Here is a 24,596-nt window from a genome sequence, read left to right as displayed (position 1 = left end):
CGGTCCTTCTCTCTTCCCCTTTCCTCAGGCCCTTTCTCCTCGTGCGGCTCGTCTTGGCGAAGACTTCGCAAAGGAGACGGGTCATGCATATCGAACCAGGCGTCGTCACGGGCGCCAAACTCTTGTTGGGTCATGCCACTGCGGCCGCGAGCCTGGCCACCGCTTGGTGGCTCGCGGCCCGCGCGGTGAAAAAGGACGGGGTGGCGGCGCTCGCGTTGCGCACCCTCGTGGCGTCCTTCCTCGTGTTCTGTTTCTTCGAGGTCTTTCCCCATCGACCGGTGGGCGTGTCCGAGGTCCACCTCATCCTGGGCTCTACCTTGCTGCTGCTCTTCGGCCCTGCGGCGGCGGCTCTGGGGCTCGCCGGCGGGCTCCTCGCCCAAGGGATGTTCTTTGCGCCCGCCGATCTGCCGCAGTTCGGCATGAACGTGACCACTTTGCTCGTACCGCTCTTCGCCACGGCGCTCCTGGCCCGGCGTATCGTGGCACCGCACATTCCTTACGTCGAACTGCGTTATCGCGACGTGCTGCGTCTGTCGCTCGCCTACCAGGGGGGCGTGGTGTCGTGGGTGGCTTTTTGGGCGCTCTACGGTCAGGGGGTCGGCGCGGAAAACCTCGCGCAGGTGGCTTCGTTCGGCGCGGCCTACCTTGCGGTGGTGCTCGTCGAGCCGCTCATCGACCTGGCGGTGCTCGCGGCGGCCAAGGCTTGGCATCGCGGGAGGGAATCCCTGCTGTTGCAGCGGCGGCTCTTCATGGGTCGGGCCTGATGCCGGGGACGGTATGGTTCGTCGGCGCCGGCCCCGGCGATCCGGAGCTCCTCACCGTCAAGGGCAAGAAGCTGCTCGAGTGTGCCGGTGCCGTGCTCTTCGCCGGGTCGTTGGTGGATGCCGCCGTGACGCGTTACGCGCCGCCGGGTTGCCTCATCTGCGATTCGAAAGACATGACGCTCGAGGAGATGACCGAGTGGCTGGTGGCCGCGGCGAAGGCGCACGAGACGGTGGTGCGCCTGCAGACGGGCGACCCCACGCTCTATGGGGCGCTCATCGAGCTCACCCGGCCGCTCACGGCGGCGGGCATTTCCTGGAAGGTGGTACCGGGAGTGTCTTCGGCGATGGCGGCGATGGCGGCCGCGGGCGAATCGATGACCTTGCCCGAAGTGACGCAGACGGTGATCCTCACCCGGGTGGCCGGGCGTACGCCCATGCCGCCGGGTGAGGAGCTCGAGTCCCTCGCGGCGCACCGCAGCACGATCTGTCTCTTTCTCTCGATCACGCGGCTCGCCGAGGTCGAGCGGGGTTTGCGCGCGGCCGGTTGGGCGGAAGAATCGCCGGTGCTGGTGGTGCACAAGGCAAGCTGGGCGGACGAGGAGCGCATCGTGCGCACCACGCTGGGGGAATTGCGCCGGGCGTGCCGCGAGGCGGGGATCGTGAGTCAGGCGATGATCGTGGTCGGCCCCACGCTGGGGGCGGCGTCGTGGCCGGATTTGGCACGCAGCAAGCTCTACGACCCTTCCTTTACGCATCGCTGGCGCAAAGCAAAGACGAAGGAATGGGATACATGAACGAATGCACGGTGCTGGTGGTGGCGCACGGGTCGCGCGAGGCGACGGGAAACGTCGAGACCGCGGAATTCGTGGCGCGCTGGCGGCAGATGCGGCCACAATGGCGCATCGAACTGTGTTTCATCGAGCATGCCGAGATCCTGCTCGACGAAGGGCTCGATCGGGCGGCGGAAGGCGCGCGCGAGGTGGTGGTGGTACCGCTCATCCTCAACGCGGCCGGGCACGTGAAGATGGAACTGCCTGAGGCGATCGAGCGGGCGCGGGCGCGCCACCCGCAGGTGCACTTCGTGGCGCGCAGGCATCTGGGTATGGGAGCGGAGCTTTTCCCGCTCATCCAGCAGCGGCTGCAGGAGGCATTGCGGGAACTGGACGTGCCCGATCCGGCCACCACGGGCGTGATTTTGCTCGGACGCGGTTCATCGGATCCGGGAGGGAACGCGGAGCTCGCGAAAATGGCGCGCTGGGTGTTCGAGGCCAATGACCACGAGCTGGTCGATCTCGCCTTTACCGGCATCACCTGGCCGCGTCTGGAGACGGTGGTGGCGCGGCAGGTGAAACTCGGCATGATGCAGATCGCCATCGTTCCCGTGTATCTCTTCACCGGGGTGCTGATCGAGCGCATCGGGGCGCAGGTGGAGCGCCTGCGGCGGCAATATCCTACGGTGGCGTTCGCGCTGGCGCGTCATTTCGGTTTCGACGAGCGCCTCGTGGCGTTGCTGGAATCGCGGGTGACGAACGGGGAGCGAGAGGGGATGCTGGAGTGCGACGGCTGCAAATACCGCGCCGCCGCGGCCCACGAACATGCTCATGCGCATCATCACGGATGAGGGAGGATCATGACGGCGATCACCGAACAGCTCACAGCCTTGGGGCGCGCGATCGAGCACGATTCTTTCGCCATCATCGATGCCGAGGTGGGGGGAGCGCATTGCTATGCCGCATCGCAGTGGCCGGTGGTGCGGCGCATAATCCACGCGAGTGCCGATTTCGAGTTCAACGGGCTGACGTTCTTTCACCCCGAGGCGATCGAGGCGGGGATCGCGGCGATCCGCCGGGGGGGCACGCCCGTGGTGGCGGACGTGGAGATGATCTGCGTGGGGCTGTCGCGCCCGCGCCTGTCGCATTTCGGCATGACGGCGCATCAGTTCATCGCCGATGAAGACGTGATCGCGGCGGCGAAAGCGAACGGCGGCACCCGGGCGGTCGAGGCGATGCGCAAGGCGCACCGCTTGGGCTTGCTCGAAGGCTCGATCGTCGCCGTCGGTAATGCCCCGACCGCGCTGATCGAGGTGATTCGTCTCATCGAAGAAGAGGGCGTGCGCCCGGCACTGGTGCTGGGTATGCCGGTGGGTTTCGTCTCGGCCGCCGAATCCAAGGAACGGTTGATGGCGCAGCAAGAAGTGCCGTGGATCGCCATTCGCGGGCGCAAGGGGGGATCCACCCTCGTCGTGGCGGCACTACATGCCCTGCTCGCGCTCGCGGAGGAAGAAGGGGACGTGTGAGCGAGGAGAAGATCCGCAAGAGTGTGCCGAAGAAACGCGGCAACCGCACCGGCTTTACCACCGGGGCGTGTTCGGCGGCCGCGGCACGGGCGGCGGCTTGGGCGCTCGTCTCCGGCGAGCGGCCCACCGAGATCGAGTGCCGTCTGCCCAACGGGCAGATCGTGCGCTTTCCCGTGCATGAGACCGTGTTCCTCGACGCCGACACGTGTCGGGCGGTGGTGGTGAAGGATGCGGGCGACGATCCCGATGCCACCCACGGGGCGCACTTGACGGTCGAGGTGCGGCGCCTGCCCGGGCGCGCCGGCGTGATCGCCCTCGAGGGGGGCGAAGGCGTGGGCGTGGTGACCAAGCCGGGATTGGGCCTGGAGGTGGGGGGGCCGGCGATCAATCCGGTGCCACGGCGCAACATCACCGAGAACGTGCAGGCGGTGGCGGAAGCGCTGTTGCGCACCGACGGGTTGGCGGTGAGGATCTCGGTGCCCGGCGGCGAGGAGATGGCGAAGAAAACGCTCAACGCCCGTCTGGGAATCCTGGGGGGTATTTCGATTCTCGGCACCACCGGCATCGTGCGCCCCTATTCGACGGCGGCGTTTCGCGCGAGCGTGGTGCAGGCCGTGGACGTGGCGGTGGCGCAGGGTTGCGACACGGTGGTCTTCACCACCGGGGGGCGCACCGAGAAGTTCGCCATGCGCCAGTTGCCGCATCTGCCCGAAGCGGCTTTCGTACAGATGGGCGATTTCGTCAAGGCGGCGTTTCGCGCGGCGATCGCCCGGCGCGTGCGCCGCATTTACGTGGGGGCGATGATCGGCAAGCTCACCAAGATGTGCCAGGGGCTGGCGGTGACGCATGCGTGGAAGGCCGAAGTCGATCGCGATCTGCTCGCCGAGGCTGCCCGCGAAGTGGGCGCGCCCGAGGCGGTGGTCGAGGAGATCCGCGCTGCCGAGACGGCGCGTTTTGGTGCCGAACGGCTGGCCGAGCTGGGGCTGGCGGTGCCGTTTCACCGGGCCGTGGCCATGCGCGCGATCCGTCGTCTGAAGGCGGATCATCCGGGAGAGTATCACCTCACGGTGCTGGTGTGCGATTTCGAAGGGCAGGCGATCTGTCGGGTAGAAGAAGATGAATGTGCCTGAACGTTGTGCCGTGATCGGCATCCTCGACGACGGTTGGGAAGGTCTGGGAGAGGAGTCCCGCCGCTGCCTGCACGAGGCCGAACTCGTGATCGGTGCGGAGCGCACCCTCGCCCTCGTGCGCCCACACCTGCCGGAAGGTCGCGAATGGCGCGCGCTCGACGGCGCTTTGGCCGAAGTGCCGCGCTGGGTGGAAGAGGCGCTCGGCAGGGGGCGGAAAGTGGCGGTACTCGCCACGGGCGATCCGCTGTGCCACGGCCTGGCCCCGTGGTTGATCGCCCGCCTGGGGGAGGCGCGGGTAGACGTGTTACCGGCCGTCTCGACCCTGCAGCTTGCCTTTGCCCGCTGGAAGCTGCCGTGGCAGGAGGTGCGCATCGCCAGTTGCCATGCACGCGACGCGGGTAACTGGTCTTTTTCGGCGGGTCCGGGGCATCCGCTGTCGCCGGTACTGCGCGCCGTGGCCCAGGCGAGGCATGTGGCGGTCTTCACCAGCCCGGAGAACGGTCCGGCACGCATCGCCCGCGCCCTCATCGACTGCGGCTATGGCGAAGAGATACGGATGCGGGTGGCGAGCCGTTTGCTGCTCGCCGACGAGGCGCTCTTCGGGCCGCTCACGCCGCAAGAAGCGGCCCGAAGGGAGTTTCCCGATCCCAACGTGGTGCTCATCGAGCGCCACGGCGGGGAAGCGCCGCTTTTCGGTCTGGAAGACGCGGAATACGCCCAGCGGGCGCCGGAGAAGGGGCTCATTACCAAGCAGGAGGCGCGGGCGTTGTCGCTGGCGAAGCTCCGGTTGCGACCCGATGCCTGCGTCTGGGATATCGGCGCGGGGTCTGGTTCGGTGGGACTGGAGTGCGCCCGTCTGTGCCCCGAGGGGGAGGTGTGGGCGATCGAGAAGAACCCAGCCGAGGCGGCCAATGCCCGCGAGAACGCCCGCCGCTTGCGCGTGGCCAACTACGTCCTCGTCGAGGGGAGGGCGCCGCAAGGACTGGACGAATGGCCTGCGCCGGATGCGGTCTTCATCGGCGGCTCGGGCGGGGAGTTGCCCGAGCTGATTGCACTCGCGCTCGCACGGCTCAAGGACGGCGGCCGCCTGGTGATGAATTTTGTGACCCTGGAAAATCTCGCTACCGCGATAGCGGCGGTGCGTTCCTCGGGTTTTCCCTGGGAGGTGGTGCAGCTGCAGGCGAGCCGCAGCAAACCCATCCTCGACATGCACCGGCTCGCCGCGCAGAACCCGGTGTGGATCGTCACCGTGGCCAAGGAGGGAGCATGAAACTCACCGGTGTTTCGCTCGGCCCGGGCGATCCGGGTCTCATCACCCGGCGTGCCTGGGAGGCGCTCACGAGCGGGGCGCGCTGGCTCTATCCGGTGAAGCGAAGCGGCGGCGATTCCTACGCCCTCGACATCGTGCGCCGCGCGGGCCTCGCCGTGCCCGAAGACGCCGTGCCCCTCGTCTTCCCTATGACGCGCCAAGCGGAAGTGCTCGAGCGTGCCTGGCAGCGGGCGGCGCAGCAAGTGATCGAGCTGGCGCGGGAGACGTCCGAATTCGTCTTCTTGGTGGAGGGGGACGCCTCCACCTTCGCCACGTTCGGGCATCTGGCCCGTACGCTCGAGGCGCACGCACCGGGCTGCACGATCGAAACCGTCGCCGGCGTCCCCTCTTTCCTCGCCGCGGCCGCCGCAGCCGGCGTGCCGCTCGCCGAGGAGGACGACCGCGTGGCCGTGATTCCGGCCGCCTACGGCATCGGCGTGATCGATCATCTGCTCGACGAGTTCGACACCGTGGTGCTGCTCAAGGTCAAACCCCTGCTCGACGAGATCCTGACGCTCCTTGCCCGCCGTGACTTGCTCGGGCAGACGTTTTTTTGCGAGAAAGTCGGTGCGCCCGAGCAGCGTCTCGTCCGGGACGTGGCCACGCTCACGGGGGAAAAAGTGAATTACCTCTCGCTCTTGATCGTGCGCCAGCAGGGTCTACCGCGTGGCGAGCTGCGGCGCGGTTGCCGCAAGAAACCTCTGGAGGTGCCGTCATGAGATGCGCGGTGGTGGCGATCACCAAACACGGCCTCGCGCTGGCGGGCAGGGTGGCGGCGGCGCTTCCCGGCGCCCGCGTCTTCGCGCCGGCCAAATTCGCCGAACTGGCGCAGCGGGCGGCTCCAGGCAGGGCGCAGTGCTACGAGGGCAAGACGGGCGAGCAGATCCCGGCGCTCTTTGCCGCCTTCGATGCGATCGTGGCCATCGTCTCGCTGGGGGCGGTGGTGCGGCTCATCGCCCCGCACCTGCGCGACAAGGCGCAGGATCCGGCGGTGGTGGTGCTCGACGAGGCAGGGCGTTTCGTCATTCCCGTGCTCTCGGGGCATCTGGGCGGAGCGAACGCGCTCGCCGGGCATCTGGCGCTCGCGCTGGGGGCCACGGCCGTGCTCACCACGGCATCGGACGCCCGCGAAACCCTGTGCGTCGATCTGCTGGGGCGCGAGCTCGGCTGGCACTTCGAGGCAAGCCACGACGAGATCGTGCACTGCAGCGCGGCCGTGGTCAACGACGAGCCGGTGGCCTTGGTGCAGGAAGCGGGCAGTACCGACTGGTGGCGCGGGCACGCCAACGGGCGCAGCGGTCCGCTGCCGGCGAACCTCGTCAGGCTCGATCGGCTGGAGGAGGCCGATCCGGCCCGCTACGCCGCCCTGCTGTGGATCACGCGCGAAGGGCGCGCCGAGGATCACCCTCAGTGGGCCGGGCGGCGCGTGATCTATCGTCCGCCGGAGTCGCCATGAAAGTCGCCGTGGGAATCGGCTGCGATCGGGGCACGCCGCTCGCCACCCTCGAGACGGCGCTTTCGCAGGCGCTCGCAGAAGCTGGCCTTTCGCCCGAGGCGATCGTTCTCCTTGCCAGCATCACCCTCAAGGCCGACGAGCCGGGGCTGCTCGCCCTCGCCGCGCGACTCTCCTGTCCGCTGCGCTTTTATTCCCCCGAGGAACTGGCGGCAGTGCCGGTGCCGCATCCTTCCGAAGTCGTGCGCCGCCACACCGGCACGCCCTCGGTGGCCGAGGCGGCGGCCTTGCTTGCCGCCGGCGCGCCAATGCAGGACTTGATCGTGGAAAAACACCGCTACCGCGGCCCCGACGGCCGCAATGCCACCGTCTCGATTGCGAGGATGTCATGAAGGAAACCGAGGTTGCCGCGCGCGGCAAGATCTTTCTGGTGGGTATCGGCCCCGGCAGCGAGGCGCACATGAGTGCCCGCGCGCGGCAGGCCATCGCCGAAGCCGACACGGTCATCGGCTATGTCACCTACGTGCGCCTGGTGGCGCCGTTGCTCGAAGGCAAAGAGGTGATCCGCAAGTCGATGACCGAGGAACTCGATCGGGCGGTCGAGGCGCTCGAGCGTGCCCGGCAGGGCAAGACGGTGGCGCTCATCTCATCGGGCGATGCCGGGGTCTATGGCATGGCCGGGCCGACGTTCGAGGTGCTCTTTGCCGCTGGCTGGCAGCCCGAGGGCGATGTGGCCGTGGAGATCGTTCCGGGCGCCTCGGCCATCAACGCCTGCGCCGCTCTCGTGGGCGCGCCGCTCACGCACGATTTCTGCGCCATTTCGCTCTCCGATCTCCTCACGCCCTGGCCGGTGATCGCCCGGCGGCTGGAGGCCGCTGCCGCCGCCGATTTCGTCGTCGCCCTCTACAATCCCAAGAGCGGACGGCGCACGCGCCACATCGTCGAAGCCCAGCGGCTGCTGCTGCGCCACCGCGCGCCCGATACGCCGGTCGCCATCGTCAAATCCGCCTACCGGCCGAAACAGCGCATCGAACTAACCACGCTCGAGCGCATGGCCGAGGCCGAGATCGGCATGCTCTCGACGGTGCTGGTGGGCAATTCCCGCACCTTCGTGCGCCACGGCCTGATGGTGACGCCGCGCGGCTATGGTGAAAAGTACGTTTTCGACGAGGGGGAACGTCAGGCGCGCGCGGGAGAGCAGGCCGGCCGCTCGCTTTCGAGCGGCCTCGAGGGGTGGTTGCGCGAGATTCGCGCAAGCGGCGAGAGCCCGGCGAGCCTCGCGCGGCGCTACGCCCTGCCGGAAGACTATCTCGCCGCCCTGCTCGCGGAGGAATCCGATGGCTGAAGAAGACACGGCGCGCCATCGCGCCCGCATGCAGCGCAAAAAGGCGGTGATCGAGGAGCGCATCGCCCGGGCGTCGCTCGAGCGGGGGGTCTTCCTGCTCCATACCGGCAGCGGCAAGGGGAAATCGAGCGCCGCGTTCGGCGTGCTCGCCCGCGCCCTGGGGCACGGCATGAACGCCGTGGTCGTACAGTTCGTCAAGAGCCGCTCCGATACCGGCGAGGAAGCCTTCTTCCGTCGCCACCCGGCGGTGCGCTGGTACGTGATGGGCGAGGGGTTCACCTGGGAGACGCAGGACCCGGCGCGCGACGCAGCCGCCGCCCGCGCCGCCTGGGAGACGGCCCGCGCCGCGCTCACCGATCCGGGCGTGGCGCTCGTGATCCTCGACGAGCTCACCTACGCCTTCAAGTATCACTGGCTCGACCTGGAAGAGGCGCTGGCGGTGTTTCGCGCGCGCCCGTTCCACCAGCACCTCATCGTCACCGGGCGGGCCGCGCCGGCGGCGTTGGTCGAAGCGGCCGACACCGTCACCGAGATGGGACTCGTCAAACACGCTTTCCAGGCGGGGGTGAAGGCCATGCCGGGGATCGAATGGTGAACTGTCCCGCCTGGCTCGTCGCCGCTCCCGCTTCTGGTCACGGCAAGACCACCGTGGTGGCGGCGCTCGCGCGCTGGCATACCCGCCAGGGGCGACGGGTGCGCGTGTTCAAATGCGGGCCGGATTTTCTCGATCCGCAGATCCACGAACTCGCCTCGGGTGCGCCTTGCGAGACGATCGACTTTCGCATGGCCGGGGAAGAAGATGCCCGCTGGCGCCTCGCGCGTGCGGCGCGGCACGCCGATCTCCTCCTCGTCGAAGGCGTGATGGGGTTGCACGACGGCGAACCCAGCGCCGCCGAACTCGCGCGCCGTCTGCATCTTCCCATCCTGCTCGTCATCGATGCGAGTGCCATGGCCGGCAGTTTCGGCGCCGTGGCCTGGGGATTGAAACACTACCGCGAAGGGGCACCGATCACCCACGTGCTCGCCAACCGCATCGGTAGCGCCATGCACGCGCGGCTGTGCCGCGACACGCTGCCCGAGGACATCGCCTGGGCTGGGCATTTGCCGCGCGACGAGGCGATGACCCTTCCCGAGCGCCACCTGGGATTGCTGCCCGCCGCTGAAATCGCTGACCTGGAAACGCGACTGGATCGCATGGCCGAGGCCATCGGCCAGACCGAGGCCGCAGCGCTGCCGCCGCCGGTCGCCTTTCTGCCGGCAGATGCCCCATCGTCCCTTCCGCCGCTCCTCGCCGGCCAGACGGTGGCGGTGGCGCGCGATGCCGCTTTTTGTTTCCTCTACCCCGCCAATCTCGAGACCCTGCACGCCCTCGGGGCCCGCACGGTCTTCTTCTCCCCGCTCGCGGACTCCGCCCTGCCGCCGTGTGATGCCGTTTGGTTACCCGGTGGTTACCCCGAGCTGCACGCGGCGGCGATCGCCGCCAACCGCCCGATGGCCGCGGCACTCGCCGCCCACGTGCAGTCGGGCAAGGCGCTGCTCGCCGAGTGCGGCGGCATGATCGCCTGCGCCGAGACCCTCGTCGATGCCGCGGGCCGGTCCTGGCCGATGTTCGGTCTGATTCCAGGCCAGGCGCGCATGCAATCGAGGCTCGCCGGCCTCGGCGTGCTGGAAGGGGATCTCCCCGAGGGACGCCTCACCGGCCACACCTTCCACTACTCCACGTTCGAGACGACGCTCGCGCCGCTCGCCCTTGCGCGTAAGACCCGCGGCACCGGTGGCGAGGCGATTTACCGTCACGGTCGGCTCACGGCGAGCTACATGCACTTCTATTTTCCGTCGAACCCGGTGGCGACGGCGGCACTTTTTGGATCGATGACCGACTCCACGACGTGGAGAGCGATATGAGCCTTCCTTTTCCGCCTTCCCCTCATCGCTTTTCCGAGGCGGAGCGCGAGGCGGTGTACCGCGCCATTGCCGAGCGTCGCGACATGCGCCATTTTCTACCCGACCCGGTCGATCCCGAAATTCTGCACCGGCTGCTGTGGGCGGCGCATCAGGCGCCCAGCGTGGGTTACATGCAACCCATCGTTCGCGCCACCCTCATCGGAGCGAGCGCCATCGTCCTGTGGGGGACGCTCGCGCCGTTCGCGATCGTGGGCGGCTCGCTGGTGGCGGGTTGGGAATGGAGGAAACGGGCCGTTTCCTCGTTCGAGGAGGTTTCGTGACAAGGGTGATGACGGCTTCCCGCTTCCCGCTACTGGCCGCGGCGTGCTTCGGCTTTCTGGGGGTAGCCATGGGCGCGTTCGGGGCGCATGTGTTGCGGTCGCACCTTGCCGCCGCGCTCTACGAGAACGTGCAAACGGCGGTGTTCTACCAGTTCGTCCATGCCCTGGCGCTCTTCGCTCTGGGGGTGCTGGGAGCCGCGGGCTGGAGGAACCGGGCCTTGAGCCTCGCGGCGGGGTTGTGGACGGGCGGGGTGATCGCTTTCTGCGGCAGCCTCTACGCTTATGCCTTTACGCAATGGTGGCCGCTGGTGTGGGTGACGCCGTTAGGCGGCACGGCGCTGCTCGCCGGCTGGGCCGCGTTCGGCATTGGCGTCTTGCAGGAAATTCCTTCGATGCAAGACGGGTCTCCATGCTCATCGAAGCGACGATCGCGTTAAAATTTAACAAGCTCGTAACAATCGCACTCTAGACTCTCCGGGTCGGGACGTTCGTCCCTGCAAAGCCCCTTTCTCGAACAAGGAGTCGTTCCATGAAATTCTCCAAAAGCGTACTGCTTGGAGCACTGGCGTTGGTGGGTGCGGTCGGTGCCGCTCAGGCACAGCAGAAGATCGTCACGATCGACGGATCGAGCACGGTTTATCCGGTGACCGAGGCCGTGGCCGAGGAATATCAAAAAATGAAGAAAGGCACGGTGAAGGTCACGGTGGGGATCTCCGGCACCGGCGGTGGCTTCAAGAAATTCTGCCGTGGCGAGACGGACATTTCCGGGGCATCACGACCCATCCTCAAGTCGGAAATGGAAGTGTGCCGCCAGGCTGGAATCGAGTACATCGAGCTGCCGGTGGCTTATGACGCCATTACCGTCGTGATCAACCCGAAGAACACCTGGGCCGAGGAAATGACGGTGGCCGAGCTCAAGAAGATGTGGGAGCCTTCCGCGCAAGGGGTGGTCGACAACTGGAAGAAGGTCTCCGAGCGATTCCCTGATCATCCGCTCAAGCTCGCCGGTCCCGGCGCCGATTCCGGCACCTTCGATTATTTCACCGAAGCCATCGTTGGAAAGTCGAAGTCGAGCCGGGGTGATTTCATGGCTTCCGAAGACGACAACGTGATCGTACAGTTCGTCAGCCGCGACGTGGGCGCTTTGGGCTTCTTCGGCATGGCGTACTACATGGAAAACAAAGACAAGGTCAAGGCCGTCAAGATCAAGAAAGACGAAAACTCGCCGGCCATCGCTCCCTCGGTCGAAACGGTGAATAACGGCTCGTACCAGCCGCTGTCTCGCCCCGTCTTCATCTACGTGAGCGCGAAGGCCGCCCAGGAAAAACCGGAGGTGCGCGAGTTCGTCGAATTCTATCTGCAGCACGCCGCCAAGCTAAGCAGGGAAGTGGGCTACGTCGATCTGCCCAGCCAAGCCTATGAGCTGGCGATGGAGAACTTCAAGGCGATGAGAACGGGCACGGCTTTCGGCGGTGTGCCCGACGTCGGTTTGAAGGTCGAGGAATTGCTGCAGCGTGAGAAGCACCTGTAAGCTGCATTGCCACGCCATCGGCTGGCGATCGCGAGCCGATGGCTTTTTCATCGTTCGATCCTTATTACTACGGTCAGACAGACCATGAGCGATTCAATGACGACGACCGACACGGGCGGTAGCGGTAGTTTTTCCTCTCCTTATCTCGACCGTATCCGCACCATGCGCCACGTGCGCAACGGCAAGGAACGCGTCATCGAGGCGATCCTTTTCGTGGCGGCATTTTGCGCCGTGGCGGTGACGGTGGCCATCGTCGCCATTTTGCTCTACGAGGCCTCGACGTTCTTCGAACACGTCTCGCTCGTGGAGTTTCTCACCGGCACCGAATGGACGCCGCTCTTCGAGCGTGCGAGGTATGGCATGCTACCGCTGTTGGTCGGCACGGTGGTGACTTCCGCCATCGCCTTTCTCGTCGCCGGCCCGCTGGGGTTCCTCATCGCGATGTATTTATCCGAATTCGCTCCGCCGAAACTCGCGGAGGTGCTCAAACCTTTCCTCGAACTGCTCGCCGGCGTGCCGACCATCGTCTATGGCTATTTCGCATTGCTCTTCGTCACGCCATTGCTGCAGAAACTCATTCCGGGGCTGCCCGGATTCAACATGCTCAGCGCCGGTCTGGTGATGGGATTGATGATCGTGCCCTACGTGGCTTCGATCGCCGAGGATGCGATGCGCGCCGTGCCCATGGCGCTGCGCGAAGGCTCCTACGCCATGGGGGCCACGCGCTTTCAGACGGCGATGTGGGTGGTGCTCCCGGCTTCCTTCTCTGGGGTGATGGCTGCGTTCGTGCTGGGGATTTCCCGGGCGGTGGGCGAAACGATGATCGTGGCCATCGCCGCCGGTCAGCAGCCCAACTTCACTTTCGATCCGCGCGAACCCGCGGCGACGATCACCGCCTACATCGTGCAGGTGGCCATGGGCGATCTGCCGCACGGTTCGATCGGCTACCAGAGCATTTTCGCCGTCGGGCTCGTGCTCGTGGTGATCACCTTGTTTTTCAACCTGATCGGCCAAATGCTGCGCCGGCGCATTCGCGAGGTGTATTGAGATGGCGGAGACACAGGGTCCTCGGTTGCGAACGATCATCGCCCGAAACCAGCGCTGGGATTTGATCATCGGTACCATCGGCTTGCTGGCCACGACCGTGGGGGTGCTCGTCCTCATGCTCCTCTTCGTCGATCTGGTGATCGACGGCTGGCAGCGGCTCACCCCCGATTTCTTCCTGAATTTCCCGTCGCGGCGGCCCGAGGAAGCAGGTATTCTCTCGGCCTGGGTCGGGTCGGCCCTGGTGATGGTCGTGACCGCGTTCACCGCCGTGCCGCTCGGGGTGGCCGCGGCCATCTATCTGGAAGAATACGCGCCGAAAAACTGGATCACGGAACTCATCGAAATCAACGTGACCAATCTCGCGGCGGTGCCTTCCATCATCTACGGCTTGCTTGCCCTGGGGCTTTTCGTCTATATCCTCGGTTTCGGGCATAGCATCCTCACGGCCGGCCTCACCCTCGGGCTCATGATCCTGCCCATCGTCATCGTGGCCACCCGCGAGGCCTTGCGCGCCATTCCCGTGGCCATCCGCGAGGCGGCTTATGCCTTGGGGGCGACGCGCTGGCAAGTGGTGAGCGATCACCTCGTCCCCTACGCTTCGGGTGGCATCTACACGGGGGTGATCATCGGCCTGTCGCGCGCCATCGGTGAGACGGCGCCCGTCATCACCATCGGCGCGCTCACTTTCATTGCTTTCCTGCCACCGATTCCGTTCACCGGCGATCCCCCTGCGGGTCCCTTCGATTGGCTCTTTTCGCCTTTCACCGTGCTGCCCATCCAGATGTTCAACTGGCTGTCGCGTCCGCAAACCGCGTTTCACGTCAATGCAGCGGCCACCGGCATCGTCATCATCGTGGCAACTCTGTTGATGAACGGCATCGCCATCTGGCTGCGCAGCCGTATCCGCAGCAAGCTGAAATGGTGAACGACTTCAATTTCTCGACGGAATCGACCGTATGAACCAACCCAAAACCCTGGATGACAACGCCGCAATGGTCACCGAGACGCTCAAGGCCGAGACGCGTAAGTTCAATTTTTTCTATGGCGACAACCACGCCCTGAAAAACGTCGACCTGCCGGTGGCCGAACGTCGGGTCACCGCCTTGATCGGGCCGTCCGGCTGCGGCAAATCGACCTTGTTGCGCAGTTTCAACCGCATGCACGATCTCTATCCCGGTAACCGCTACGAAGGCGAGATCCGTCTCTATCCCGACGACGTCAACCTCGTCTCGCCCGAAGTCGACCCCATCGAGATCCGCATGCGCATCTCGATGGTGTTCCAGAAACCCAACCCCTTCCCCAAGACGATTTTCGAGAACGTCGCCTACGGCCTGATGGTGCGTGGCGAGAAACGCCGCTCGGTGCTGGAGGAGAAAGTCGAAGAAGCCTTGCGCGGAGCGGCGCTGTGGGAAGAGGTCAAGGATCGGCTCGACGATCTGGCCTTCAACCTCTCGGGCGGCCAGCAGCAGCGCCTGTGCATCGCCCGGGCGCTCGCTTCGGACCCGGAGATCATCCTCTTCGACGAGCCCACTTCGGCGCTCGACCCCATCGCCACGGCGAGCATCGAGGAACTCATCGCCGAGATCAAGGAAAAAGTGACCATTCTCATCGTCACCCACAACATGCAGCAGGCGGCGCGCATCTCGGACTACACCGCCTTCATGTACCTGGGCGAGCTCGTCGAGTTCGGTCGCACCGACGAGCTCTTCGTGCGCCCGCGCAAGAAACAGACCGAGGACTACATCACCGGGCGCTTCGGCTGATCACCACCACCAGGCCGCGATGCCGAGCAGGACGAAAGCGAGCGCCGCGACCAGGTGGATCGTCTTGGCCGGCAGCCGGCGCGTGATCCGCTCGCCGAACCACACCACCGGGGCGTTGGCGAGCATCATGCCGACGGTGGTGCCGGTCACCACCGCCGCCCAAGGCGAATAGTGCGCGGCGAGCGCCACGGTGGCGAGCTGCGTCTTGTCCCCCATCTCGGCAAGGAAGAACGCGGAAGACACGATCGTGAAGATGCGGGTGAGCGTCGCCGCCGGCCGCGTCTTCGTCTCGTCTTCGTCGATCGTATCCGGTACCAGCATCCACAACCCCAGCGCGACGAAGGAAAGGGCGGTGACCGTGCGCAGCACGTCCGGCCCGAGCCACTGCGTCACCGCCGCGCCCAGCGCCGCGGCACCGGCGTGATTGACGAGGGTGGCAAAGAAAATCGCCGCGCAGATCGTCCACGGCGCACGATAGCGCCCGGCGAGCACGAGCGAGAGGAGCTGGGTCTTGTCGCCGACTTCGGCGAGCGCGACGAGCCCGGTGGCGGTGAGGAAGGCTTCCATGGGAGCGCGGCGAAAAGTGGCGCGAATCGCATTATAGCGGCGTACTTGCTATGATCGCAGGAATCGCCGACGGGTTCGTCGGCCGCAACGCACGGGGACCCATGCACGAAAACGAGGGAAGATCCACTGCCTCCTGTATCCGCATCCGCGGCGCGCGCCAGCACAATCTGCAAGGGCTCGACGTCGACCTGCCCACGGGGCGGTTCATCGTCGTGACCGGCGTTTCGGGCGCGGGGAAATCCTCGCTCGTGATTGAGACGCTCTACGCCGAGGGGCAGCGCCGCTACGTCGAAACCTTTTCGCCCTATGCGCGCCAGTTCTTCGAGCGCCTGGACGCACCCGAGGTCGACGAGGTCGAGGGGGTGCTGCCGGCGATCGCCATCGAAGGCGGCACCAGCGTGCGCACTTCGCGCTCGACGGTGGGTACGCTCACCGAGATCGCCGATCACGCCAAATGGCTCTATGCGCGCGCCGCGCGCCTCTTCTGTCCCGGCTGCGGCGAAGAGATCGTACCGCACACGCCGGAGACGGTGGCTGCAGACCTGCGGCGACGTTTTGCCCCGGCCGCGCGGCTCGCCGTGCTCTTCCCCTTGCCGGTGCCCGAACGCCTGCCCGCCGAGACGGTGCGCGCCGGGCTCGCGGCCCAAGGCTACGCGCGCGTCGTCGCCCGCACGCCCGCAGGGGACGGGAATTGGTGGTGGTGGGTGGTGCAGGATCGCTTCCGCCTCGAAACGATCGAGGAACGGCGTTTGCTCGAAGCGCTGGAAGCGGCTTTCGCCCAGGGACAGGGGCGCCTGGCGGTGGCCGACTGGGACGAACTGCGAAATCGGCTGGGTGAGCCGGCGGAGACGGGTGAGCCCCTCTTTTGCGAGCGGATTCCCGCACGGGAATACCGCCGCGAGCGCTACTGCGGGGCTTGCGATCGGACTTTTTTCGACCCCTCGCCGGGTCTCTTCTCCTTCAATTCGCCGGTGGGCGCCTGTCCGACCTGCCGTGGTTTCGGGCGGGTGATCGGCATCGATTGGGACAAGGTGATCCCGGACCCGTCGCTTTCCCTGCGCCGAGGGGCGATCCGTCCCTGGCAGGGAGGATTCTCGGCGCAATGCCAGCAGGAACTGGAGATGCTCGCTCCGGCCGCCGGCGTGCGTCTGGACGTGCCCTGGCGCGAATTGAGCGAGGCGGAGCGGCGCTGGGTGCTCGAAGGCGACCCCGACTGGATCGATTGGGAGACGAGCTGGCCGCAGCATTGGTACGGCGTGCGCCGCTACTTCGAGTGGCTCGAATCCAAGTCCTACAAGATGCACGTGCGGGTGCTGCTGTCGCGCTACCGCAGCTACACCGTCTGCCCCGACTGCCACGGCGCGCGCCTCAAACCGGAAGCGCTCGCCTGGCGTTTGATCGCCGCCGACGAGGCACCGCCACCCGGACGCCTTCCCGGCCACGACCTGCCCGAACTCTTCGCCCTGCCGGTCGAGGAGGCGGCCGCCTTCGTGCGCCGCTGCGCGGCCGGCATCCAAGGCAAGACCCTGCGGCAGGTGTTCGAGGAAATCGAGACCCGCCTGAGCTATCTGTGCGAAGTGGGCCTGGGGTACCTCACCCTCGATCGCGCCTCGCGCACCCTCTCGGGTGGGGAATTGCAGCGCATCCATTTGACGACGGCGCTCGGCACTTCGCTGGTGGAGACGCTCTTCGTGCTGGAAGAGCCGACCGCCGGACTGCACGCCCGCGACGTGGCGCGGCTCATCGGCGCGATCCGCCGGCTGGTGGATCTGGGCAACACGGTGGTGGTGATCGAGCACGACCCACAGGTGATCGCCGCGGCCGATTGGGTGATCGACCTCGGGCCGGGTGCCGGGGCCCAAGGGGGGCGCCTGGTGGCCGAAGGTCCGCCCGCCGCCGTCGCCGCGCATCCGGCCTCTCTCACCGGCGCCTATCTCGGCGGTCGCTTGCGGGTGCAGGCGGAGCGAACCCCGCGCGAGGTGGGCGAAATCCTTGGCTGCGACTCTACGGGGCGCGCGAGCACAACCTGAAAAGCATCGACCTGGCGCTGCCCCTCTCGGGGTTGACGGTGATCGCCGGGGTCTCCGGTTCGGGCAAATCCACCTTGGTCGAAAACGTGCTCGTACCGGCGCTTGCCCGGGCGCTCGGGCGCGAGGCCGAGGCCCCGGGACCGTACGATGCGCTCGAAGGAGCGCAGGCGCTTGCCGATCTCGTCTGGGTCGACCAGACGCCGCTCGCCAAGAGCGCGCGCTCCATGCCGGTGACGGTGACCGGTGCCTGGGACGAGCTGCGCCGCGCTTTCGCCGCCCAGCCCGAGGCCGCCGCCCACGGCTTCACCGCCGGCAGCTTCAGCTTCAACGCGGGCGAAGGGCGCTGTCCCGCCTGCGGCGGTTCGGGGTTCGAACACGTCGAGATGCAGTTCCTTGCCGACGTCTACCTGCGCTGCCCGGTGTGCGACGGCCGGCGCTTCCGGGACGAGGTATTGCGCGTGCGGCTCGCCGGCAAGAACGCCGCCGAATGGCTGGAGCTCACGGTGGACGAGGCTCTGGCGCTGCTTTCCCGCCTGCCCGGGGCCAAGGCGGCCATGGCGCGCCTGCAGCCGCTCGTCGCGCTCGGGCTGGGCTATCTGCGGCTGGGGCAGCCCACGCCGACGCTCTCCGGCGGCGAAGCCCAGCGCCTCAAGCTTGCCGCTCGGCTCGCCGAACGCCGCCGCGGCGGCAAGACGCTCTACGTGCTCGACGAACCCACCACGGGGCTGCACCAGCACGAGGTGGCGCGACTGCTGCGCGTGCTCGAGGAACTGGTCGAGCAGGGCGAAGCGGTGGTGGTGGTCGAACATCACCTCGACGTGATCTCCGCCGCGGATTGGGTGATCGAACTGGGCCCCGACGGCGGAGAAAAAGGCGGTCGCATCGTCTTCGAAGGCCCCCCGCCCCGGCTCGCCACGGCTGAGACCGCCACCGGCCGGGCCCTGCGCGAGCGCACTGGCGCCTTCATCGCCCCGTCCCTGCCCCTTGCCGCCGAGCCGACCCCTTTGTACGGTCCCGCGCCACCGCGCGCGATCGAGATCTTCGATGCGCACGAGCACAACCTCAAACACCTCGACGTGACGATCGCGCGGGAGCGGCTCACCGTGGTCACGGGTGTGTCCGGTTCGGGCAAATCCACGCTCGCCTTCGACATCGTCTTCGCCGAAGGGCAGCGGCGCTACCTCACCGCGCTCGATGCCTACGCGCGCCAGTTCGTGCAACCGCCCCCGCCCCCCGCCGTGGGCCGCATCCAGGGGCTGTCGCCCACCGTCGCCATCGAACAGCGCACCAGCCGCGGCGGCTACAAGAGCACGGTGGGCACGCTCACCGAGATCGCTCCTTTCCTGCGGCTCCTCTATGCCCGCCTCGGCACGCCCCATTGCCCCGAGTGCGGCGTGGCGCTCGAGCCGCTCGCCGCCGGATCCCTGGCGCAGCGCCTGGCGCACCTGCCCCCGCCGCTTTCCCTCTATGCGCCCCTCGTGCGGCGCCGCAAGGGGATCTATAAAGAATTGGCAGCCTGGGCGGCACGACGGGGCGTGACGACGCTGCTCGTCGACGGCGGGGAAGTGCCCACCGATCCCTGGCCCAAGCTCGACCGCTACCGCGAGCACGACATCGACCTGCCGATCGCCCGGCTCGAATCCGCCGATGCGCACGCTTTACAGCGGGCCGTGCAGCAGGCGCTGGAAGCGGGTGAAGGCGTGAAAGTGAGCGACGGGCAGGGGCATTGGCACCTCTTCGCCGGCGCCCACGTCTGCCCCTCTTGCGGCAAGGGCGCCCCGCCCCTCGATCCACGCCTCTTCTCGCAGCATTCGCCCCTGGGGTGGTGCCCGGCTTGCCTCGGCACCGGCCGGAAACTGCTGGGCGAAGGCGCGACGCTGCGCGATGGCCGGCCACTCTCGCTCGAAGCGGAACGCGAGGTCGAGGGCCGTCTCGTCACCGCCCAGACCTGTCCCGAGTGCGGCGGCAGCCGGCTCAATGCCTACGCCCGCGCCGTGCGGCTACAGGGAACGAGCCTGCCGGAGCTGTCCCGCCTGCCGCTCGCGCGCCTGGCGCCGTGGTTCGATACGGCCGCCGCGCAGTGGGACGAACGCAGCCGGCGCATCGCCGCCGAAGTCCTGCCGCAGATCGCGCAGCGCCTCGCTTTCCTGTGCGAAGCGGGGCTGGGCTACCTCACGCTCGAGCGTGCCGCGCCCACGCTCTCGGGGGGCGAAGCGCAGCGCATCCGGCTCGCCGCCCAACTCGGTTCGACCCTGCGCGGCGTGTGCTACGTGCTCGACGAACCCACCATCGGCCTGCATCCGCGCGACGACGAACGCCTCATCGCCATGCTGCGGCGGTTGCAGCGCCGCGGCAATACCGTGCTGGTGGTCGAGCACGACGAGGCGATGATCCGCAGCGCCGACGAGGTGATCGACCTCGGCCCCGGCGCGGGCGAGCACGGCGGCGAGGTGGTGGCTCGAGGGCCGCTGCCGGTCATTCTCGCCTCGCCTCGTTCGCTCACCGGCAAGATGCTGCGCACGCCCATCGCGCATCGGCTCGCACCGCCGCGGCCCGTCGCCGACGACACGCCGAGCCTGTGGGTGCGCGGGGCACGCCGCCACAACCTGCAGGGCATCGATGTGCGTCTTCCGCTCGCACGCCTCATCGTGGTCACCGGCGTGTCCGGTTCGGGCAAATCGACCCTGGTGCGCGAGGTGCTCGCCGAGAGCCTGCGTCAGGGCCGACCCATCGGCTGCGAACGCCTCGAAGGCGGCGAGGCGCTCACGCGGCTGCTCGAAGTCGACCAGACCCCCATCGGCAAGACCCCCCGCTCCTGCCCGGCCACCTACCTCAAGGTGTTCGATCCCATCCGTCGGCTGTTCGCCGAGACGCAGGATGCGCGGACCCGCGGTTGGGCCCCGGCGTGGTTCTCCTTCAATACCGGCGAGGGCCGCTGCCCGGTGTGCGAGGGGCAGGGCATGATCACGGTGGAAATGGCCTTCCTGCCCGACGTGCGCGAACCGTGCGAGGCCTGTGGCGGTAGCCGCTATCGCGCCGAGACCCTGCAGGTGCGCTGGCGCGGAGCGAGCATCGCCGACGTGCTGACGATGACGGTCACTCAGGCGGCGGAATTCTTCGGTGCACACCCGGCGATCGCGCGGCCGCTGCGCTGGATGGAAAAAGTCGGCCTGGGCTATTTGCGCCTGGGGCAGCCCAGCCCGACCCTCTCCGGCGGGGAGGCGCAGCGACTCAAGCTGGTCGCCGAGCTCTCCCGACCGGCGAACACTCCCACCCTCTATCTGCTCGACGAACCCACCGTAGGGCTGCACCTCGCCGACATCGAGAAACTGCTGCACGTGTTGCACCGCCTGGTGGAGAACGGCCACACGGTGGTGGTCATCGAACACGACCCGGACGTGTGGCTCGAAGCCGATTGGCTCATCGACCTCGGCCCCGGTGGCGGGGACGAAGGCGGTCGACTGGTCCACCAGGGAACCGTGGAATCCCTGCGACGGCGGGCAAGCGGGGCGACGTGTGAGGCGCTCGAGAGGGTGCTTTCCCGCCGCAAAGATGCTTTACTGAAGTGAACGAGCGTATTCCGTGCAAGTGAGGAGAAGACGATGGCACATGAAGATCGCAACCTCCCCGTCTGGGATCCGGCGCTGCGGCTCTTTCACTGGTCCCTGGTCGCTTGCGTGGTCGGCGCGGTCGTCTCGGTCAAGATCGGCGGCAACGCCATGCGCTGGCACCAGGGCTTCGGGCTGGCGGTATTGGGGCTCATCGTCTGGCGGCTGCAGTGGGGCTTCGTCGGGCCGCAGACGGCGCGTTTCTGCGCCTTCGTGCGCGGACCCCGCGAGATCCTCGCCTATGTGCGCGGGCAATGGCATGGCGTGGGGCACAATCCCCTGGGGGCGCTCTCGGTGCTGGCGCTCCTCGGGCTCTTCGGCCTGCAGGCGCTCCTGGGGCTTTTCACTTACGACGAAATCGCCTTTCGTGGACCGCTTGCGACGCTCGTCGATTCCTATTGGCAGATCCGTCTCACGCACTGGCACCGCATGCTCGAGCCGCTGCTGTGGCTGATCGTGCTGCTGCACGTGGGCGCCATCGTCTTCTATGCCGTGGTGAAGAAGGAGGACCTGGTGCGCCCCATGATCACCGGCTATCGTCCCTTGCCGGAAGGGCTGGCGGAGGTACCCCGCGTGCAATGGGACAACAAGAGCTACCTACTGCGCCTCGCGCTCACCGTGGCGGTGGCGCTCGCCGTGGTGTACCTGGCGAGCGGCGTCTGGATCCCGGCGCCCACGCCCGTGGCGCCGACGCCGGGGATGGACTGGTGAAGATTCAATCCTTCATGCGGAACTTGTCGTGGCAGGCCTTGCAGGCTTTGCCCACTTCGCCGAATTGCTGGGCGATTTCGGCTTTGTCGCCCATCGCGGCGATTTCGGCGAGCTTGTTTGCCTGTTCGGTGAAATTGATCGCGATCTCACGCACTTGGTCGGGTTGCTCGAAGAATTCCTTTTTCAGCCGGCTCTTGTGGAAACCGACGACGCCTACCGTGTCGGGGCTGTAGAGCGCACCCATGCCCGAATTGGCGGCCGCGGCGATGGCGTTGGCCGCTGCCGCCACCTGGGCCTGATCGAAGGGGGCGCTGCCGTCGACCGTCTGCGCCTTGATCTTCTCCATGTTCCAGGCCATGAACGTGTAGGCGGCCTGGCGGAACTTCACTTTGTCTTCCGGTTTTAGGGCCTGAGCGGCGGCGGCGCCGGCAAGCCCCATGGCGGTGGCGAAGAGCAGGATCTTGGGCAGTTTCTTCATGGGTCTTCTCCTTACACAGAGGGATATCGTTTTAGTATAGACGATGTTCCTGAGAATGGTGAGGAAAAGCCCTTTCATGCCGCGCTCGCCCGGCTCGCCCTTCGGCTCGGTGAACCCTTGGTAGCCTTGGAAGGGGCGGAGAGGGATTCACCATATTTCTGCTGCACCATCTCGCCGATGAGGCGGATGACCTCCTGGCTGGCGGTTTCGGCAGTGCGCATATTCGTAACGATGGAATCCAAGATGGCGGCATCACGCAGCCAGTTCTTTTTCGCTTGTTCGATGGCGGCATGTATGCCGGCGTGGACGCGTCGATGAGGTTCTTCCAGGGCGCGATAAGCGGGGGTGCTGGAGAAGTGTTCCTTACCATAACCCTCATAATACCATTTGCCCAGGCGACACTGCGTGTGATCTGAGCCGACTGCCTGGGCTTCTTCTCCTTGGCCGCTTCGTTCGGCTGCTACGTAACCGCGCTGCATGTAGATGATGTGATCGAGTTTCACCAAGGAGGTGAAAGCCAAATCCTTGGCGCGTTCGACCGCTACGATCATCGCCTCTGCCGAACGTGCCACCGCTTCGAAGCGGTTCTCGAACCCCTCGACTTCGTCGCTGACGGTTTGGGCTTGCTCACTCATCGCGCGGGTCTGTTGCACCATCGCGCCCACCCTGTCGCGCAGTGCGCCGATGACGTCGCCGATCTCGTCGGTAGCAACCCGTGTGCGTTCGGCGAGCTTGCGCACTTCGTCGGCCACCACGGCGAAGCCGCGTCCGACTTCGCCGGCGCGCGCGGCCTCGATCGCGGCGTTCAAGGCGAGCAGGTTCGTCTGTTCGGTGATCTCGGAGATGAGTTGGACGGTGCGACCGATGGAGTTACTGGCGCCTTCGAGAGAGGTCGCTGTCTCGGTCATCGTACGCATGTTTCGGTCGATCGCCTCCAGCGCACTGGCGAGTTGCCGTGCCGTCGCCAGGCTCTCGGCGGCTCCTTCCTGGTTGCGCTGAGCGAGGTGCTGTACTTCGTCCATGCGCCCGCTCACGTCCATCAAGTCGGTCTGATTTCCGGCGAGATTGCGCAGGAGGTTGTCCACATTGATCTGGTGCAGGGCGCTGTTGAGCCGGTTCTTCGCCGCGAGTTCGGTGGCCTGTTCCATGGTAGAGAGCGCGAGGTTGATCGACTCCAGCGAACGGCGGATCTCGCCCGGCATCCCGTCGACAAAAGCGTGTCGATGGAAGTCACCCCGGGCGGCGCGATCGAAGCAGGTGTTGACGTCCTTGAAGTAGGCTTCCATCACGTCGAGCAGATCGTTCAGTTCCCAGGCGATCTTGCCGATCTCGCCCAGTCCCTTGGTGTGGGTGATACGCACGCTCAGGCATCCCTCCTTGGCGCGGGCCAAGACGACGCTCATGCGCGCCAAGGCCTTCAGGGGATGGGTGATCCAGCGATAGGCATACCAGGCGAAGGCGAGCGACAGAAGGGGAGCCGTGATATTCAGCACGGTCGGACCGTGCTGCCAGATCGAATGGACGGCGAGTCCGGCGATCACGAGCACGTAGACGATGCTGACGAAGCGTACGCGCTGCTGGATGAAGGGGATGGTTCGGCTCGCCTCGCTCGTGGGCTGCAATAGCCGTTCTAGAGGATCAGAGGCGGCAGCGTTTGTGCTGCGTGACATGTTCTTCTCCTTGTGCGTCGAAATCAGGCAATTTTGACGCTGCGTGATATTCATCACCGCTCGAGGAAGAGATCGAGCACCAAGGCTTCGTAGGTGGTGCCGAGTTCTTCGAGTTTGCGGGTGAGCCAGGCGAGCGAGGCTTCACAGGCTTTGGCTGGACCTGCCTCGCGCTCGATGCGCAGCATTTCGGCGTAGATCGGCGCCAGGGTGTCGATGGCGCGCTGCGGGGCCTGCCGCCGTACCGAGTAGTAGCCTAGCACTTCGTCGCCGAAGCGATCGACGGTGACGTTGGCGAACACCCAGTAGTAGTGTCCCTTCGAGGTCATGTTCTTGACGAAGCCGAACCATTCCTCGCCGCGCTGGATCGTATCCCACAGGTGCTTGAAGGCGCCGCGGGGCATGTCGGGGTGGCGCACGATGTTGTGCTGTACGCCCAGCAGGTCGTCTTCGGCATAGTCGGCCACCCGCATGAAGACGCGGTTGGCGTAGGTGATGCGACCTTTGAGGTCGGTCTTGCTGACGATGATCTCGTCGGGCGAGAAGTGGACTTCTACATTGGTCGGCGTGATCTTGGGCTTCATCGTGGCCTCCTTCCGATGTGTGAATCTTAAGGAAACATTATCGGCTCATTGGGGAGGAACTGAAGGAATTTTCACCGTCTGTTCGAGG

General features: G+C 66.5%; 24 protein-coding genes and 1 pseudogene. 21 read left to right on the top strand and 4 right to left on the bottom strand.

The window, feature by feature from the left end:
- The first annotated feature begins 83 nt into the window (after positions 1-83).
- From GV368_RS05280 to pstB, 18 genes and pseudogenes are all read left to right on the top strand, one after another.
- The gene (locus GV368_RS05280) at positions 84-764 is read left to right on the top strand and encodes an energy-coupling factor ABC transporter permease (RefSeq protein ID WP_169115759.1); all 681 of its coding nucleotides are present in this window, start codon (positions 84-86) and stop codon (positions 762-764) included.
- Complete coding sequence (cobM, locus tag GV368_RS05275) at positions 764-1,558, top strand: precorrin-4 C(11)-methyltransferase (RefSeq protein WP_169115758.1); 795 nt, start codon at positions 764-766, stop codon at positions 1,556-1,558. The genes GV368_RS05280 and cobM overlap by 1 nt, the downstream gene beginning before the upstream one ends.
- On the top strand, positions 1,555-2,385 hold the full coding sequence (locus tag GV368_RS05270; RefSeq protein WP_169115757.1) for a sirohydrochlorin chelatase: 831 nt from the start codon (positions 1,555-1,557) through the stop codon (positions 2,383-2,385). The genes cobM and GV368_RS05270 overlap by 4 nt, the downstream gene beginning before the upstream one ends.
- A 9-nt stretch (positions 2,386-2,394) precedes the next feature.
- A complete protein-coding gene (locus tag GV368_RS05265; protein WP_169115756.1) occupies positions 2,395-3,060 on the top strand; it encodes a precorrin-8X methylmutase in 666 nt (221 codons plus the stop codon).
- Positions 3,057-4,190 carry a cobalt-precorrin-5B (C(1))-methyltransferase gene (locus GV368_RS05260; RefSeq protein WP_169115755.1) on the top strand — a complete coding sequence of 378 codons (1,134 nt, stop codon included), beginning with the start codon at positions 3,057-3,059 and terminating at the stop codon, positions 4,188-4,190. Before GV368_RS05265 ends, GV368_RS05260 begins: the two co-directional genes overlap by 4 nt.
- Positions 4,177-5,460, top strand: coding sequence for a precorrin-6y C5,15-methyltransferase (decarboxylating) subunit CbiE (gene cbiE, locus GV368_RS05255; RefSeq protein ID WP_169115754.1), 1,284 nt, complete (start codon positions 4,177-4,179; stop codon positions 5,458-5,460). Before GV368_RS05260 ends, cbiE begins: the two co-directional genes overlap by 14 nt.
- Complete coding sequence (gene cobI / locus GV368_RS05250) at positions 5,457-6,218, top strand: precorrin-2 C(20)-methyltransferase (protein WP_169115753.1); 762 nt, start codon at positions 5,457-5,459, stop codon at positions 6,216-6,218. The genes cbiE and cobI overlap by 4 nt, the downstream gene beginning before the upstream one ends.
- Positions 6,215-6,955, top strand: a complete 741-nt coding sequence (locus tag GV368_RS05245) for a cobalamin biosynthesis central domain-containing protein (protein ID WP_169115752.1) — start codon at positions 6,215-6,217, stop codon at positions 6,953-6,955. Before cobI ends, GV368_RS05245 begins: the two co-directional genes overlap by 4 nt.
- Positions 6,952-7,344: a cobalamin biosynthesis protein gene (locus GV368_RS05240; RefSeq protein WP_169115751.1), complete on the top strand. Its 393-nt coding sequence runs from the start codon at positions 6,952-6,954 to the stop codon at positions 7,342-7,344. Before GV368_RS05245 ends, GV368_RS05240 begins: the two co-directional genes overlap by 4 nt.
- Positions 7,341-8,297: a precorrin-3B C(17)-methyltransferase gene (gene cobJ, locus GV368_RS05235; RefSeq protein WP_142804064.1), complete on the top strand. Its 957-nt coding sequence runs from the start codon at positions 7,341-7,343 to the stop codon at positions 8,295-8,297. Before GV368_RS05240 ends, cobJ begins: the two co-directional genes overlap by 4 nt.
- Complete coding sequence (cobO, locus tag GV368_RS05230) at positions 8,290-8,892, top strand: cob(I)yrinic acid a,c-diamide adenosyltransferase (RefSeq protein ID WP_142804065.1); 603 nt, start codon at positions 8,290-8,292, stop codon at positions 8,890-8,892. The genes cobJ and cobO overlap by 8 nt, the downstream gene beginning before the upstream one ends.
- Positions 8,886-10,202, top strand: coding sequence for a cobyrinate a,c-diamide synthase (locus GV368_RS05225; RefSeq protein ID WP_169115750.1), 1,317 nt, complete (start codon positions 8,886-8,888; stop codon positions 10,200-10,202). The genes cobO and GV368_RS05225 overlap by 7 nt, the downstream gene beginning before the upstream one ends.
- Positions 10,199-10,396: pseudogene (locus GV368_RS11750) on the top strand (nitroreductase family protein); the annotation flags it as partial. The gene GV368_RS05225 and the pseudogene GV368_RS11750, both read left to right, overlap by 4 nt.
- Positions 10,397-10,530: 134 nt before the next feature.
- Positions 10,531-10,959, top strand: coding sequence for a DUF423 domain-containing protein (locus GV368_RS05215; RefSeq protein ID WP_142804275.1), 429 nt, complete (start codon positions 10,531-10,533; stop codon positions 10,957-10,959).
- A gap of 92 nt (positions 10,960-11,051) precedes the next feature.
- Complete coding sequence (locus GV368_RS05210) at positions 11,052-12,053, top strand: PstS family phosphate ABC transporter substrate-binding protein (RefSeq protein WP_142804068.1); 1,002 nt, start codon at positions 11,052-11,054, stop codon at positions 12,051-12,053.
- Between the two features lie 162 nt (positions 12,054-12,215).
- Positions 12,216-13,100, top strand: coding sequence for a phosphate ABC transporter permease subunit PstC (gene pstC / locus GV368_RS05205; RefSeq protein ID WP_385916063.1), 885 nt, complete (start codon positions 12,216-12,218; stop codon positions 13,098-13,100).
- Between the two features lies 1 nt (position 13,101).
- Positions 13,102-14,025, top strand: coding sequence for a phosphate ABC transporter permease PstA (pstA, locus tag GV368_RS05200; protein ID WP_169115748.1), 924 nt, complete (start codon positions 13,102-13,104; stop codon positions 14,023-14,025).
- A gap of 67 nt (positions 14,026-14,092) precedes the next feature.
- Positions 14,093-14,863, top strand: coding sequence for a phosphate ABC transporter ATP-binding protein PstB (pstB, locus tag GV368_RS05195; RefSeq protein ID WP_169115782.1), 771 nt, complete (start codon positions 14,093-14,095; stop codon positions 14,861-14,863).
- On the opposite strand, the gene GV368_RS05190 is transcribed toward pstB, so the two are convergent.
- The gene (locus GV368_RS05190; RefSeq protein ID WP_169115747.1) at positions 14,864-15,430 is read right to left on the bottom strand and encodes a TMEM165/GDT1 family protein; all 567 of its coding nucleotides are present in this window, start codon (positions 15,428-15,430) and stop codon (positions 14,864-14,866) included.
- 50 nt (positions 15,431-15,480) lie between these two features.
- Here GV368_RS05190 and GV368_RS11100 point away from each other — a divergent pair, with 50 nt between their 5' ends.
- The 3 genes from GV368_RS11100 to GV368_RS05180 are packed head-to-tail and all read left to right on the top strand — an operon-like array spanning position 15,481 to position 21,779.
- Positions 15,481-17,460, top strand: coding sequence for an excinuclease ABC subunit UvrA (locus tag GV368_RS11100; protein ID WP_206673291.1), 1,980 nt, complete (start codon positions 15,481-15,483; stop codon positions 17,458-17,460).
- A gap of 38 nt (positions 17,461-17,498) precedes the next feature.
- Positions 17,499-21,029, top strand: coding sequence for an excinuclease ABC subunit UvrA (locus tag GV368_RS11095; protein WP_328514232.1), 3,531 nt, complete (start codon positions 17,499-17,501; stop codon positions 21,027-21,029).
- A 33-nt stretch (positions 21,030-21,062) separates the two neighbouring features.
- Positions 21,063-21,779, top strand: a complete 717-nt coding sequence (locus GV368_RS05180) for a cytochrome b/b6 domain-containing protein (protein ID WP_169115746.1) — start codon at positions 21,063-21,065, stop codon at positions 21,777-21,779.
- A gap of 4 nt (positions 21,780-21,783) precedes the next feature.
- On the opposite strand, the gene GV368_RS05175 is transcribed toward GV368_RS05180, so the two are convergent.
- The 3 genes from GV368_RS05175 to GV368_RS05165 form a co-directional block, all read right to left on the bottom strand.
- Positions 21,784-22,257, bottom strand: a complete 474-nt coding sequence (locus GV368_RS05175) for a c-type cytochrome (protein ID WP_169115745.1) — start codon at positions 22,255-22,257, stop codon at positions 21,784-21,786.
- A gap of 74 nt (positions 22,258-22,331) precedes the next feature.
- The gene (locus GV368_RS11850; RefSeq protein ID WP_235933680.1) at positions 22,332-23,927 is read right to left on the bottom strand and encodes a methyl-accepting chemotaxis protein; all 1,596 of its coding nucleotides are present in this window, start codon (positions 23,925-23,927) and stop codon (positions 22,332-22,334) included.
- A gap of 53 nt (positions 23,928-23,980) precedes the next feature.
- Positions 23,981-24,508: a PAS domain-containing protein gene (locus GV368_RS05165; protein WP_169115743.1), complete on the bottom strand. Its 528-nt coding sequence runs from the start codon at positions 24,506-24,508 to the stop codon at positions 23,981-23,983.
- Positions 24,509-24,596 lie beyond the last annotated feature (88 nt).

The organism is Tepidiphilus baoligensis, assembly GCF_012911495.1.
Classification (GTDB): Bacteria; Pseudomonadota; Gammaproteobacteria; order Burkholderiales; family Rhodocyclaceae; genus Tepidiphilus; species Tepidiphilus olei.
The sequence above is the reverse complement of the archived record's forward strand: the minus strand, read 5'-3'. Positions and strand labels throughout refer to the sequence as shown.